Annotated in this window: 11 protein-coding genes; 10 read left to right on the top strand and 1 reads right to left on the bottom strand. The window is 65.0% G+C overall.

Annotation, left to right across the window (positions count from 1 at the left end; translation table 11 throughout):
* The first annotated feature begins 1 nt into the window (after nucleotide 1).
* From AC2CQI_RS03300 to AC2CQI_RS03255, 10 genes are all read left to right on the top strand, one after another.
* Entirely contained in the window at nucleotides 2-625 is a 624-nt protein-coding gene (locus AC2CQI_RS03300; RefSeq protein WP_484579162.1) for a lysophospholipid acyltransferase family protein, read from the top strand.
* Nucleotide 626: 1 nt separating this feature from the next.
* Nucleotides 627-1,559 carry a phosphatidate cytidylyltransferase gene (locus tag AC2CQI_RS03295; protein WP_075801927.1) on the top strand — a complete coding sequence of 311 codons (933 nt, stop codon included), beginning with the start codon at nucleotides 627-629 and terminating at the stop codon, nucleotides 1,557-1,559.
* Between the two features lie 225 nt (nucleotides 1,560-1,784).
* Complete coding sequence (gene hpaD / locus AC2CQI_RS03290) at nucleotides 1,785-2,705, top strand: 3,4-dihydroxyphenylacetate 2,3-dioxygenase (RefSeq protein ID WP_484579161.1); 921 nt, start codon at nucleotides 1,785-1,787, stop codon at nucleotides 2,703-2,705.
* 293 nt (nucleotides 2,706-2,998) lie between these two features.
* Nucleotides 2,999-4,297, top strand: a complete 1,299-nt coding sequence (locus AC2CQI_RS03285) for an NAD(P)/FAD-dependent oxidoreductase (protein ID WP_484579160.1) — start codon at nucleotides 2,999-3,001, stop codon at nucleotides 4,295-4,297.
* 98 nt (nucleotides 4,298-4,395) lie between these two features.
* The gene (locus tag AC2CQI_RS03280) at nucleotides 4,396-5,298 is read left to right on the top strand and encodes a LysR family transcriptional regulator (protein WP_075801930.1); all 903 of its coding nucleotides are present in this window, start codon (nucleotides 4,396-4,398) and stop codon (nucleotides 5,296-5,298) included.
* 234 nt (nucleotides 5,299-5,532) lie between these two features.
* Entirely contained in the window at nucleotides 5,533-7,113 is a 1,581-nt protein-coding gene (locus AC2CQI_RS03275) for a flavin monoamine oxidase family protein (protein WP_484579159.1), read from the top strand.
* A gap of 20 nt (nucleotides 7,114-7,133) precedes the next feature.
* Entirely contained in the window at nucleotides 7,134-7,634 is a 501-nt protein-coding gene (locus AC2CQI_RS03270; RefSeq protein ID WP_484579158.1) for a RidA family protein, read from the top strand.
* Nucleotides 7,635-7,679: 45 nt separating this feature from the next.
* On the top strand, nucleotides 7,680-10,127 hold the full coding sequence (locus AC2CQI_RS03265) for a TonB-dependent receptor plug domain-containing protein (protein WP_484579157.1): 2,448 nt from the start codon (nucleotides 7,680-7,682) through the stop codon (nucleotides 10,125-10,127).
* Nucleotides 10,128-10,394: 267 nt separating this feature from the next.
* The gene (locus tag AC2CQI_RS03260) at nucleotides 10,395-11,729 is read left to right on the top strand and encodes an LLM class flavin-dependent oxidoreductase (protein ID WP_484579156.1); all 1,335 of its coding nucleotides are present in this window, start codon (nucleotides 10,395-10,397) and stop codon (nucleotides 11,727-11,729) included.
* 33 nt (nucleotides 11,730-11,762) lie between these two features.
* Nucleotides 11,763-12,866 (top strand): LLM class flavin-dependent oxidoreductase, encoded by a 1,104-nt coding sequence (locus tag AC2CQI_RS03255; protein ID WP_484579155.1) that lies wholly within the window; start codon nucleotides 11,763-11,765, stop codon nucleotides 12,864-12,866.
* A 342-nt stretch (nucleotides 12,867-13,208) separates the two neighbouring features.
* Here AC2CQI_RS03255 and AC2CQI_RS03250 read toward each other — a convergent pair whose 3' ends face one another.
* Nucleotides 13,209-14,843: a methyl-accepting chemotaxis protein gene (locus tag AC2CQI_RS03250; RefSeq protein ID WP_075801935.1), complete on the bottom strand. Its 1,635-nt coding sequence runs from the start codon at nucleotides 14,841-14,843 to the stop codon at nucleotides 13,209-13,211.
* Nucleotides 14,844-14,908: the final 65 nt, after the last annotated feature.

Here is a 14,908-nt window from a genome sequence, read left to right as displayed (position 1 = left end):
CATGCTCGCTACATTCACCGCCTTCCTCATCACCTCCTTCGCCCGCCTGGTCACCGGGGCTCGCGCCCTGTGGCTGGGCTGCAGTCCGCTGCCGATCCAGCGCCTGTACTTCGCCAACCACAGCAACCACGGTGACTTCGTGCTGATCTGGGCGTCCCTGCCGGAAAACCTGCGACGCCGCACCCGCCCGGTCGCGGGGGCGGATTACTGGCTCAAGCCGGGGATCCGCAGCTTCCTGATCAACAAGGTATTCAATGGCGTGCTCCTCGACCGCCAGCGCAGCGAGCCGCAGGCCGATCCGCTGCAACCGGTGAAAGAGGCGCTGGCCCAGGGCGACTCGCTGATCTTCTTCCCCGAAGGCACGCGCAACCTCGGCGACGAGCCGCTGCTGCCGTTCAAGAGCGGCTTGTTCCACCTGGCCTCGGCGCAACCGGGCATCGAGGTGGTGCCGGTGTGGATTGCCAACCTCAACCGGGTCATGCCCAAGGGTCGCGCCCTGCCGCTGCCGCTGCTGTGCACGCTGAGCTTCGGCGAGCCGCTGCACCTGCAGGCCGACGAAAGCAAGCAGGCCTTTATCGACCGTGCCAGCCAGGCCCTGCTGGCCCTGGCCCCGAAGGAGGTCTGAGATGCAAGAGTCTGCCTGGCCACTGTTCGCCGGAATCGGCGCCCTCCTCCTGCTTGCCAGCCTGATCGGCCGCGCCCTGAAATGGCGGGCCGGCCCCGAACCACATGCGGTGATCGACAACCTCAACGCACGGATCGACGCCTGGTGGGTGATGGTCCTGGTCATCGGCCTGGCCTTCATCTTCGGCAAGACCGGGGTGATCGTGCTGTTCTACCTGGTGTCGTTCTACGCCCTGCGCGAGTTCATCACCCTCACCCCGACCCGGCGCAGCGACTACCCGGCGCTGGTCCTGGCCTTCTACGTGGCGCTGCCGGTGCAGTACCTGCTGATCGGCTTCGACTGGTACGGGCTGTTCAGCATCTTCATTCCGGTGTACCTGTTCCTCCTGCTGCCGATCTTCGCCACCTTCGGCGGCGACACCACGCGCTTCCTCGAACGGGCCTCGAAGGTACAGTGGGGGCTGATGATCGCGGTGTACTGCCTGTCCTCGGTCCCGGCCTTGATGACCCTGGACATCCCCGGTTTCGAAGGGCGCAACCTGCTGCTGATCGCCTGGCTGATCCTCGTGGTGCAGATCAGCGACGTGCTGCAGTACGTCTGTGGCAAGCTGTTCGGCAAGCGCAAGGTGGCGCCGTCGCTGTCGCCGTCGAAAACCCTGGAAGGCCTGCTCGGCGGCGTGTTCCTCGCCACCCTGGTGGGTGCCGCGCTGTACTGGATCACCCCGTTCACGCCCTGGCAGGCAGCGCTGATGGCGCTGGTGGTGAACACCATGGGCTTCTTCGGCGGCCTGGTAATGTCGGCGATCAAGCGCGATCGCGGGGTCAAGGACTGGGGGCACATGATCGAAGGCCACGGCGGCATGCTCGATCGCATGGATTCGGTGTGCTTTGCGGCGCCGATCTTCTTCCATTTCGTCCGCTATTGGTGGGCCTGAGACCCACGCCGCTGGTGGCTTGCCGCCACCCGTGGCAAGCTGGATCAAGTGCTTGGCAGAGGAAGGCAAGCGGCGATGCGGGCAACCGTGTCCAATGGGCAGCCCGCATTCCCAACGCCGGGATGGGCCACAAGAGCCAGCCACTGGCCGGTATCGCCTGCGTGCCAACATCCCGATAATCGCCGCGCCCCGCCAAGAGGGCGTCTGCCACCAGGAGTTACCGTCATGGGCAAACTTGCTCTGGCTGCCAAGATCACCCACGTTCCTTCCATGTACCTCTCCGAACTGCCCGGCCCGCGCCAGGGCTACCGCCAGGCCGCGATCGACGGCCACAAGGAGATTTCCCGCCGCTGCCGCGAACTGGGGGTCGATACCCTGGTGGTCTTCGACACTCATTGGCTGGTCAACGCCAACTACCACATCAACTGCAGCCCGCATTTCAAGGGCACCTACACCAGCAACGAGCTGCCGCACTTCATCGCCAACATGGACTACGAAGTGCCAGGCAACGCCGAACTGGGCAAGCTGATGGCCGCCGAGGCCAACCGCCTCGGTGTCGAAACCATGGCCCACGACGCCACCAGCCTCGGCCCGGAATACGGCACCCTGGTGCCGATGCGCTACATGAACGAAGACCAGCACTTCAAGGTGGTTTCGGTTTCGGCGCTGTGCACCTCCCACTACCTCAACGACAGCGCCCGCCTGGGCTGGGCCCTGCGCAGGGCGGTAGAGGATCACTACGACGGCACCGTGGCCTTCCTCGCCAGCGGCTCGCTGTCGCACCGCTTCGCCCAGAACGGCCAGGCCCCGGAGTTCGCCGACAAGGTCTGGAGCCCGTTCCTGGAAACCCTCGACCACCGCGTCGTGCAGATGTGGGAAAACGCCGAATGGGACGACTTCTGCACCATGCTTCCGGAGTATGCGGTCAAGGGGCATGGCGAAGGCTTCATGCATGACACCGCCATGCTGCTCGGTGCCCTGGGCTGGTCGAAGTACGACGGCAAGGTCGAGGTGGTGACGCCTTACTTCGGTTCGTCGGCGACCGGGCAGATCAATGCGATCTTCCCGGTGACGCCGCAGGATGGCTCGGCGGTGCCGGCGGCACAGGCGTCTTCGGGGCAACTCGCCGCGGTCGGCCGCTTGTAAGCACTCCTCTCCTGCCGGACCGCAGAAGCCCGGCATATGCAAAACCCTGTGGGAGCTGGCTTGCCAGCGATTGCAATGGTGAATTCACTACAGCAATCGCTGCGGTTCGGCGGTCCGACAAGCCAGCTCCCACAGGTTCCGTGTCGACCCTCTTTCCTTTGCCAATCCTGGCAGCCCCGATCAAATCCCCCAGCAGCCTGAGTCAAGAACCTACCGCTCGTTAGGCATTTAATGCAAAGTGTAACCAGCGCCACGGTCGCCCTTGCCCAATTCCAATTACTCAGGCCGCCTCCATGATCAACATCGAAACGCCCACCTACTACTCCGCCACCAGGAAGTACAACCTCGCCTTCCCCACCCTGGAAGCCGATATCGAAGCCGATGTGGTGGTGATCGGCGGTGGTTTCTCGGGTATCAACACCGCCCTGGAACTGGCCGAGAAAGGCATCACCAATATCGTGGTGCTGGAAGCGCGCTACCTGGGCTTTGGCGGTACCGGGCGCAATGGCGGGCAGATCATGGCCGGCATCGGCCACGACCTGGAGAAGATCAAAAGCAGCGTCGGCGAGAAAGGCCTGCAACAGATCTTCGAAATCAGCGAGCTGGGCGCCGGGATCATCAAGGAGCGCATCGCCAAATACGACATCGATGCGGACTTCTGCCACGGCTACGGCTACATGGGCTTCAACGCCCGCCAGGAACAGACCCTGCGCACCTGGGAAAAGGAGTTCAGGAAGGTCAATACCCAGGACGAAATCCGCTTCCTCGGCGGTTCCGAGGTCAAGCAGATCATCGGCTCCGACGCCTACAGCAGCGCCCTGCTGCATATGGGCGGCGGCCATGTGCACTCGCTGAACCTGCTGCTCGGCGAAGCCCAGGCCCTGGTCGGCCACGGCGTGCGGATCTTCGAACACAGCGCTGCCCTCGAAGTGCGCTACGGCGACACCATTACCGTGCGCACCGGCCGTGGTTCGGTCAAGGCCGCCAAGCTGCTGTGGGCCTGCGACAGCTTCCTTAACAAGCTGGAGCCGGAGCTGCACAGCCGCACCATCAACACCTATGCCTTCCAGTTGATGACCGAACCGCTGCCGGACGAGCTGATCCAGCGCATCAGCCCGATCCGCGGGGCCTACAGCGATATCCGCCCGGTCATCGACTACTACCGGGTGACCAACGAGAATCGCCTGCTGTTCGGCGCCGCCACGCCCTTCGTCGAGCATATCCCCAACGACCTCAAGGCCTGGAACCGCGCCCTGATGCTGAAGATCTTCCCCTACCTCAAGGACGTGAAGATCGACCTCGCCTGGGGCGGCCCGATGGCGACCAGCGCCAATCTGTTCCCGCAGATCGGTACCCTCAGCGGGCGACGCAATGCGTTCTATGTCCAGGGCTACTCGGGCTTCGGCGTGACCCCGAGCCATATCATCTGCAAGATCCTCGCCGAGGGAATGGCCGAAGGTTCCGGGCGCTATGACCTGATCAGCTCGGTGAAACATGCGCGGATCATCGGCAAGGACAATTTCCGCCCGGCGATTCTCACGGCGGCGAAAACCCTGCATCAACTGTCGGGGTTCTTCAACGGTCGGCGCTGAACCTGCCGGCCCGTCATTGATCTGCCTCCTGCAAAACCTGGCAATAAGGATTATTCTTCGAGAACATCTCCCCGCCCCAGACTATGTGAGAAGCGAATATGAAGATCGATGACATGGACGCTTTCGTCGCGGTCATCCGCTGCCAGTCGACCAACCTGGCCGCGGAGGCCTTGCAGTTGACCCAACCGGCAATCACCCGGCGGGTACAGAATTTCGAGGAAGACCTGGGCGCCAACCTGCTTGACCGCAATACCAAGCCCCTCAAGCCGACCCCCATGGGCTGGCGGGTCTACGAGCAGTGCAAGGCGATCCTGCGCGAGATCGATACCCTGCGTGAACTGGTGGCCAGCGACGGCGCCCCCAGTGGCACCCTGCGCCTTGGGGTGCCGCAGACCATCGGCGATGTGGTCCTGCTCGACGCCCTGGCCAGGATCCGCGAAGCCTACCCGGACCTGCGCACCCAGGTGGTCAGCGGCTGGGGCAGTTCGCTGATCTCGCGCATGGAAAATGGCGACCTCGACGCCGCCGCCGCGCTCTTCCCCACCGGCAAGATCTTCCCCGAAGGCATCGCCAGCCGCTCCATCGGCCGCATGCAACTGCGGGTGGTGGCCGCCAAGGGCACGGCCAGCAAGAAGAGTTACAAGCTCAAGGACTGCTACCTGCGCGGCTGGGTGCTCAACCCTGATGGCTGCGGCTTCCGCGCCGGCCTGCAACGGGCCCTGAGCGAACAGGGGCTGTCGCTGCAGATCAACCTCGAGACCTTTGGCACCGAGCTGCAACTGGGCCTGGTCGCCAACGGCCAGGGCCTCGGCCTGGTGCCGGAACCCCTGCTCGCCACCAGCCGCCATCGCGACCAACTGGAAGTGCTCAACGTCAGCGACTTCAAGCCCCAGGTCGACCTGTGGCTGTTCCACCCACGCTACCTGGGCAACCTGCAGGAGCCGGTGGAGCTGTTCGGTGCGGTGTCGGCCCAGCGCCTGGACACCAGCAAAATAGCCTGATTGCATGTTGCGATCAGGATTTATGTCTTTTTCTGATAATTAACTTAGAACCAAAAAGCCTTTCACAAGCCCGTTTCAGACGCTTATGTTCGCTTTACCGACCCCGACCTGGTGGAGGCAAATGGATTTCCGCCGCCGCCAGAAGGGTCGTCCCGCCTTTCCCCGTTTTTCGGGTCTCTTTCCGGCCATGCGCGGAACGCCGCTATCCCAAGCTCGCTGTATGGAGAACGCGATATGGGGCTCACCCGTAGAGATCTGGTAACCCGCCTGGCCGCCATTGGCGGCTATTCGGCGGCATTGGGCGGCCTGTCTGCCCTCGGTCTGCCCGGCACTGCCCGGGCGGCAAGCTTCGAACCCCTGAACCTGGCCAGCCGCACCGGCAACGGCAAGCGCGTGCTGATCGTCGGCGGCGGCATCAGCGGCCTGGTGTCGGCCTACGAGCTGCGCAAGGCCGGCTTCGAAGTAAAAGTTCTGGAAGCCCGCGAGCGCATCGGCGGCCGCGTCTGGACCCTGCGCAACGGCGACCGCATCGAGCACAACGACGGCAGCCGGCAGACCGTAGCCTTCGACGATGGCCTGTTTTTCAATGCCGGCGCCGCGCGCCTGCCCAGCCATCACCTGACCATCCTCGGCTATTGCCGCGAACTCGGCGTGCCCCTGGAAGTGCTGGTCAACAGCAGCCGCAACGCCCTGGTCCAGCCGGACCTGACGCAACCGCCGCTGCTGCTGCGCCAGGCGGTCAACGACACCCGCGGCCACCTCAGCGAACTGCTGACCCGTAGCGTGCAGCGCAACACCCTCGACCAGGAGCTGGATGCCGGCGAGCGCAAGGCGCTGCTGGAATTCCTCAAGGTCTATGGCGACCTCAACGACGAGCGCCAGTACCGCGGCTCGGTGCGCTCCGGCTACACCCGCTTCGCCGGCGCCGGCGACCAGACGCCGGTGCAACGCACCCCGGTGGAGCTCAAGCGCCTGCTGGACAGCAACTTGCTGCTGCCGCTGGTGTTCGACGAGATCCCGGAATTCTCCGCGACCATGTTCCAGCCGGTCGGCGGCATGGACCAGATCCCCAAGGCCCTGTACCGCCAGGTCAAGGACGCGGTGCAACTCAACGCCGAGGTGCAATCGATCCAGACCTCGGACAAAGGCAGCCGCGTAGTCTGGCGCGATCGCCTGAGCGGCCGCCAGCACACCGAGGACGCCGACTACGCCGTGGCCGCCCTGCCCCTGCCGCTGCTGCGCCGGCTCGACAGCAACTTCACCCCGGCCTTCAAGCAGGCTCTGGAACTGGCCAGGCCGGACAAGGCCAACAAGGTCGCCTGGCAGTCGCCGCGCTTCTGGGAGACCGACTTCCAGATCTATGGCGGGCTCTCCTATATCAACCACGAGGCGCGCTTCCTCTGGTATCCGAGCGATCGCCTGAACAGTGCGCAAGGTGTATTGGTGGCGACCTACAACACCGGCGATGTCGCCGAGTCCTTCGCGGCCAAACCCTGGGATGCGCAGTTCGCTTCATCCCGCAGTGCGGTGGAATCCCTGCACCCCGGCCACTCGCAGAAGCTCGGCCGTGGCGTGGTGGTCAACTGGTCGAAGATTCCCTTCAGCGAAAGCCCGTGGATCGTCCACGACGAAGTGGCCCAGCCCGGCTACGACATCCTCAACCAGCCGCAAGGCCGCACCTGGCTGGCCAGCGATGCCCTGGCCCATGGCGGGGTCGGCATCTGGCAGAACAGCGCCGCCGAATCGGCGCGGCGGGTGGTCGGCCTGATCGCGCAACATGCCAAGCAAGCCCATGCCGGCGTCGCCGCCGCCTGAACCACGACAAGGAAGGTCCCATGAAAACATTCTCTGCCCTCACCCTCGGAGTCCTGATGAGCCTGACGCTGAACACCGCCCACGCCGACAGCATCCAGCGTATCGATCCGCCGGGTTCCAATTTCCCTATCTCCCAGGTGGTCACTGTGCCGGCGTCGGCGAAGCTGACCTTTATCAGCGGCACCCTGCCGGACGTTGCCGATGCCAAGGCGCCGAAAGGCAGCATCGCCGCCTACGGCAATACCGAAACCCAGACCCTGTCGGTACTCAACAAGCTGCAAGCGATCCTCAAGGCCCAGGGCCTGGGGCTCGGCGATATCGTGCAGTTGCGGGTGTTCCTTGTGGGTGATCCGGACAAGGGCGGCAATCTCGACTTCGCCGGGCTGCAGGCCGCCTACACGCGTTTCTTCGCCACGGCCGAGCAGCCCAACAAGCCGACCCGCACCGCCTTGCAAGTAGTCGCCCTGCCGCTGCCCGGCGCCCTGGTCGAAATCGAAGCCATCGCCGCCAAAGCACCTTGAAGCACCGGGCCCAGGCCCGGACATAACCAGAACAGGAAACACGCCTTGAACACTGCCCGCCTTTCCCGCTGGCCGGTGGCGAGCGCGCGCACCCCGCTGTTGGGTGCCGCGCTGCTTGCCGGCCTGAATCTGACCGTCGCCCAGGCTGAAGAAGCCGCCGCCGACACCGCTGCCTCGCGCCTGGATACGGTGATCGTCACCGGCAACCGCGGCAGCGAAAAACGCACCGTGACCACCAGTCCCGCGCCCATCGACGTGATCAGCGCCAAGCAACTGCAGGACACCGGCAAGCCCGGGCTGATGGAAGCCCTGAGCGCCACGGTGGCCTCCTTCACCCTGCCGGAAAAGACCGGCTGGGACGCCAGCGGCATGGCCCGCGCACCGAGCCTGCGCGGGCTGAATGCGGCGCAGGTGCTGGTGCTGGTCAATGGCAAGCGCCGCCATACCAGCGCGACCCTTAACATCAGCGGGATCAACGCCGGCGCCGCCCCGGCCGACCTCGACCTGATCCCCATCAGCGCCATCGACCATGTCGAGGTGCTGCGCGACGGCGCCGCGGCCCAATACGGCTCCGACGCCATCGCCGGGGTGATCAACGTGATCCTCAAGGCCGACACCAGCGGCACGGCGGTAACCAACGCCGGCCAGGGCTACGACGGCAAGAAGCAGACGGTGCAGCAGAGCCTGAACAAGGGCTTCGAGATCGGCCAGGACGGCGTGCTGCAACTGGCCCTGGATGCCCGCAGCCAGAACGACGATAACAAGGCCAGCGCCAACGGCTACAGCGTCGCCGAGGCCCACGAGAAAGCCGGCAAGGTCACCTATGGCGGCTACGGCACGCCGAAGATCAACCTGCTGACCCTGGGCTACAACGCCGAGCTGCCGGTCCAGGACGACCTGAGCCTGTACTCCTTCAGCACCTGGTCGTACCGCAAGGCCGAACAGGGCCAGAACTTCCGCCTGCCGACCATCGTCAACACCATCACCACCGGACCCAACGGCCGGCCTTCGGGTTACACGCCGACCTGGTACATCGAGGAGCACGACTTCCAGGCGGCCCTGGGCGCCAAGGGCCTGGTGGGCGAGTGGGACTGGGACCTGTCCAGCACCTATGGGCGCAACGACGCCGAACAGGGCACCTGGAACAACCAGAACCCGTCTCTCGGTGAAGCGACGCCCAATCACTTCAAGTCCGGCACCTGGATCTCCACGCAACTGACCAGCAACCTCGACCTGCATCGCGGCTTCGACGTGGGCCTGAGCAAGCCGCTGGACCTGTCCTGGGGCCTGGAGCAGCGCCGCGATGGCTATGAAGTGGAGGAAGGCGACTGGGCCAGCTGGGCCGATGGCGGTTATTGCCGGGCACCGGGGCAATGCGCGGCGTCCGGGGCCCAGGTCACCAACGGCATTTCGCCCGAGCAAACCGACAAGACCCATCGCAACAGCGTCGCCAGCTATGTGGACGTGGGCTTCAACCCGCTGCCGCAGTGGTATGTCGGCACCGCCCTGCGCTACGAGCACTACGACCAGGGCATCGGCGCCACCCGCAGCGGCAAGCTCAGCACCCGCTACGAGCTCACTCCGCAACTGGCGGTGCGGGCCACGGTGAGCAACGGCTTCCGCGCGCCGTCCCTGGCCAACAGCCTGTTCAGTGCGCGCTCGACGACCTATGGCGTGGTCGACGGCGTGTACCAGTCGATCAACTACGGCGTGTTGCCGGTGGATTCGGCGGCGGCCAAGGCCCTGGGGGCCGAAGCGCTGAAGCCGGAGCGCTCGACCAACTACAGCCTCGGCCTGACCTTCCAGCCCAGTGACCGGCTGTCGTTCACCGCCGACGCCTATGTGATCAACGTGCGTGACCGCATCACCCTGACCGGCACCCTGCTCGGCACCGAAGTCACCCAGACGCTGCTGGCCAACGGCATCGACTCGACGTCCGGCGGCCAGTACTTCACCAATGGCGCCGATACCCGGACCAAGGGCGTCGACCTGGTGGGCAACTACGACCAGGACCTGGGCGGCTACGGCAGCGTGAAATGGACGGCGGCGTGGAACTGGAACGACACCGAGATCCTTTCGTACAAGGAGAGCGTGAACATCCTCGGCAAGGACTACGAACTGATGAACCGCCAGGCGCGCAACTTCATCTCCGGGGTGCAGCCGAAGACCAAGCTGCTGCTGGGCGGGAGCTGGAAGCTGGATGACTACACGGTCAATCTGGGCCTGACTCGCTATGGTGCGTACCGCGAAGTCAACGACGCCAACGACCGCTCGCTGGACCGGGTGTACAAGGCGCGCTGGATCACCGACCTGGACGTGGGCTACCAGCTGACCAAGGCACTGAACCTGGCGGTGGGGGCGAAGAACCTGTTCGATGTGTATCCGGAGCGGCAGGCGCCGAGCAGCAAGACCATGACCAAGGGCTATGGGGCCTATTCGCCCTATGGGTTTACCGGGGGGTACTACTACACGCGGTTGACCTATGAATTTTGATTGACCTTTCGGGCCTCATCGCTGGCAAGCCAGCTCCCACAGGTTACGCGATCCCTGTGGGAGCTGGCTTGCCAGCGATAGGGCCCTCAAGATCAAGATTCAATTCACTGATATAAGCTAATCTTAAAATGCACAATTTACATAATTAGCATAGAAGAAAATGTGCTTTCACAGCACAGCCCGCAACAGCTTAAGGTCTACCCAACAGACCGACCCCATGCCAGGCGGAGGCCATCACCGAACTCCCCTCTCCTCAAGGAGCCAAGCATGAGCAAGCGACAGATCAAACTCGGCGCGATGATCCACGGTGTCGGTCACGGCTGGAGCGAGTGGCGCCATCCCGACGCCCTGGCCGATGCCAGCGTCAACTTCCGCTTCTACAAGCAGCAGGCGCAACTGGCCGAAGGGGCGAAATTCGACTTCGCCTTCATCGCCGACAGCCTGCATATCCACGCCAAGTCCAGCCCCCACTACCTCAACCGTTTCGAACCCCTGACCATCCTCTCGGCCCTGGCTGCCGTCACCGAGCATATCGGCCTGGTGGCGACCATCACCGTCAGCTACACCGAGCCCTTCCAGGTCGCCCGCCAACTGGCCTCGCTGGACCATATCAGCGGCGGTCGCGCCGGCTGGAACGTGGTCACCTCGTGGCTCTCCGGTACCGCCGACAACTTCGGCAAGGCCGAGCATCCGCCCCATGCCGAGCGCTATCGCATCGCCAAGGAGCATGTGCAGGTCGTCCAGGGCCTGTGGGACTCCTGGGAAGACGACGCCTTCACCCGTGACAAGCAGAGCGGCGAGTTCTTCGATCCGCACAAGCTGCATGCGCTGAATCACCAGGGCGAATTCTTCAAGGTCAAGGGCCCGCTGAACATCGCCCGCTCGCGCCAGGGCCAACCGCTGATCTTCCAGGCCGGCACCTCCGAGGACGGGCGCAATTTCGCCGCGCGCCAGGCCGACGCGATCTTCGTCAGCCCCGAGGGCTTCAGCGACGCCCGCGCCTACTACCAGGACCTCAAGCAGCGCGCGCGCAACTTCGGGCGCAATGCCGACGAGCTGTTCATCCTGCCGGGTATCCGCCCCATCGTCGGCGTCGATGCCGAGGACGCCGAGCGCCGCTACCAGCAGGCGCTGGAACTGGTCAGCATCGATGACGCCCTGGTCGCTCTCGGCCGGCCGTTCAACGACTACGACTTCAGCAGCCATGACCTCGATGCGCCCTTCCCTGACCTGGGCGACCTGGGCAGCCAGAGCCACAAGGGCTCGTCCGACCAGCTCAAGCGCATCGCCCGCGAAGAAGGCCTGACCCTGCGCCAGGTGGCCCTGCGTTTCTCCGCACCGAAGCGCGACTTCGTCGGCACCGCCGAGGAAGTCGCCAATGCCGTGCAGGACTGGTTCGAGCACGATGCGGCGGACGGTTTCATCATCAATTCCCTTTTGCCGGACGGCCTGCAGCGTTTCACCGAACTGGTGGTACCGGTGCTCCAGGCTCGTGGCCTGCTGCGTCGCGACTACGAGGGCCAGACCCTGCGCGACAACTTCGGCCTGGCCGTGCCGGACAACCGCAATACCTTGCGTCGCACCCAGGAAGCGGTCGCGTGAACCGCCCATGCCCTCACACAAGGAGTTAGTTTCATGAGTCTCGAATTCATCGGCCTGATCGGCCCCCAGGAAGGCAGCGAATCCCAGGCCCCCCGTGGTCCGGGGGTTGATCTGGAGTTCATCAAGGCCTTCGCTCAGGCCCAGGAGTACGGCGGTTTCGACAAGGCGTTGCTGGCGGTCGCCACCAGCGCAGCCGACTCGCTGATCATCGCCAGCCATGTTGCCGCCTACACCGAGAAGCTCGGTTTGCTGGTGGCCCACCGTCCGGGCTTCCAGGCGCCGACCTTCGCCGCGCGCCAATTCGCCACCCTCGACCAGCTCAGCCGCGGCCGCGCCTCGATCAACGTGATCACCGGTGGTGACAGCGGCGACCTGCAACGGGACGGCGACTTCCTCGACAAGGACGCCCGCTATGCCCGCACCGAGGAGTACCTGGACGTGGCCAAGCAGGTGTGGACCGCGACCCAGCCGTTCAGCCATGACGGCGCGCACTACCAGGTCCAGGACAACCTGACCCTGGTCAAGCCGCTGCAGAAGCCGCATATCCCGATCTACTTCTCCGGGGCGTCCGATGCCGCCGTCGAGGTGGCGGCCAAGCATGCCGATGTCTACATGATGTGGGGCGAGCCGCTGGAGCAGGTGCGCGAGCGCATCGCCAAGGTGCGCCGGGCGGCGGCCAGATACGGGCGGGAGAAGCACATTCGCTTCAGCCTGTCGCTGCGGCCGATTCTCGGGGCGACCGAGGAAGAGGCCTGGGCCCGCGCCGAGCGGATCCTGGCGGACGCCAAGGTGCTGCATGAACAGCGGGCCGGCAAGCGCCGCGAGCTGAATGTGGGCAAGAACAACGTCGGCTCCTCGCGCCTGGTGGAACTGGCGAGCCAGAAGGTGGTGCACGACAAGCGCCTGTGGACTGCGATCGCCGCATTGACCGGCGCGGCGGGGAACTCGACTTCTCTGGTAGGCACGCCGGACCAGGTGGCCGAGGCGGCGCTGGAGTATTACAACCTCGGGGTGACCACCTTCCTGTTCCGTGGCTTCGATCAACTGCGCGATGCGGTGGAGTATGGGCAGGAGCTATTGCCGCGTATTCGATCTCTGGTGGCGCAGCAAGCGCAGGGGAAACGGGCCAACGGCTGAGGCCCCAATCGCCGGCAACGCCGGCTCCCACAAGGTCCGGCGGCGCACACGATCCCTGTGGGAGCCGGCGTTGCCGGCGATGAGGCCCTAAAGAACAGCACAAACGCCCAGCGCAAAAAAAACCGCCGGCAACCCTGCCGGCGGTTCAAACGTAGCGCAGATATGAAGATAGTGCCGTCGCACCCAAAGGGACCTTTCCAGAGGGGCGACACCAGTATCCCCATCCAGCCCTCACCCTGCTTGTTCGTCCCTGCCAGTCGCTTGCACCTCGTTGCCAGGCCTGACGATTGTGTCGGCGCCTGACGGCGGGGCTAAATTACAAGGCGGTGGATAACGCCCTGATCAGATCACCACCCTCGCCACCTGCTCCTGCAACTGCCTGGACACCCGCTTCAACCCCTCGCACGCCTCCCCCGTCTGCTGCAAGGTGCGGGTCCCGGTCGAAGCCGCATCATGGATCCGGGTGATGCTGCGGTTGATCTCGTCCGCCGTCGCCGCCTGCTGCTCCGAAGCACTGGCGATCTGGAACGCCATCTGGCTGACCGTCCCCGCCGACGCGGTAATCCGTTCCAGCGCCTGCCCGGCCCGGGCCGAGGCCTCCACCGGGTGCTGCGCCGCCGCGACATTGTGGCCGATCTGCTGCGCCGCCTGCCCTGCCCCCGCCTGCAGCCGGTTGATGATCTGCTGGATCTCCAGGGTCGATTGCTGGGTGCGCATGGCCAGGCTGCGCACTTCGTCCGCCACCACCGCGAAGCCACGCCCGTGGTCCCCGGCCCGGGCCGCCTCGATGGCGGCATTCAGTGCCAGCAGGTTGGTCTGCTCGGCAATCGCGGTGATCACGTCCAGCACCTGGGCGACGCTCCCCGAGTCCGTGGCCAACTGGTCCACCACTCGCCGGCTTTCCTGCAAGCCGTCCGCCAGTACGCCAATGGCACTGACCGTCTCGTCCACCGTGCCGCGCCCTTCGCTGGCCTGGCGTTCGGCATCCTCGGTGGCGCGGGCGGCAACACTGGCGTTCTGCGCCACTTCCTGCACGGTGCTGACCATCTGGGTCATGGCCGCGACCACGCTGTCGGTCTCCAGTTGCTGGGCCGCCATGTTGTCCTGGGCCGCCCGGGTGATCTCGCCGAGATCGTCACTGGCCCGGGCAATCGCCTGGCTGGCCTCGACCACACTGGCGGTGACGTCATGGGCGGCCAGCACCAGGCTGTTGAAGCTGCGCGAGACCTGGCTCAGTTCGTCGTCACCGTCCACCGGCAGGCGCAGGGTCAGGTCGGTATGGCCCTGGGTGGCGCGGGCCAGGGCGTCCACCGTGTCATTGAGCGGACGGATGATGCTGCGCACCAGCAGCCAGGCGAACAGGATCAACACCAGCAAGGCCGCGCCGACCACCACCGCCGGCCAGCGCAGCACCTGGTTGACCTCGTCCTGCACGTCCTGGGGGTGAATGCCGCTGGCCAGCACCCAGCCCCAGGGTTTGAACAGCAGCACTTCGGAAACCTTGTACTCCGCCTGCCCGCCGTTGGCCCGGGGGAACCAATAGTCCACGGTGCCACGCCCCTGGCTGCGGGCGGTCTCGACCATCTCGCGGGAGAACGGCTTGCCATTGACGTCCTTGAAGTCCGCCAGTTGCTTGCCCACCAGGCCCGGCGCGGTGGGATGCATGAGCATGCGGTGGTCGAGGTCGATCACCAGCAGGTAGTTGTCGCCCAGGTAGCGGATGGTGCTGACCGCCTGCAGCGCCTGGCGCTGCGCCTCGTCCAGGCCCAGATGGCCATCGCGGGCCTGGCGCTCGTAGTGGGCGAGGATGTTCGACGCGGTGTTCAGCGCGGTGCCGACCCCGGCCATCTTCTCCGCCAGCAGGCTGCGTTGCAGGGTCAGCCCGAGCCAGCCGCTCAGGCACAGAACAAACAGGGAAATGCACGCCACCAGCAAGGTGACACGGGAACTGATGCGCAGTGTTCTCAACCCGGACATGGAATGCCTCGTTATTGTAATAAGTGATGGCAGGCACGCCTGCGCCTGCAAACATACACTTATGA

It is taken from the genome of Pseudomonas sp. P2S-1 (assembly GCF_057197725.1).
Note: the sequence above shows the minus strand (reverse complement) of the source record. Positions and strands in the feature narration are given on the sequence as shown.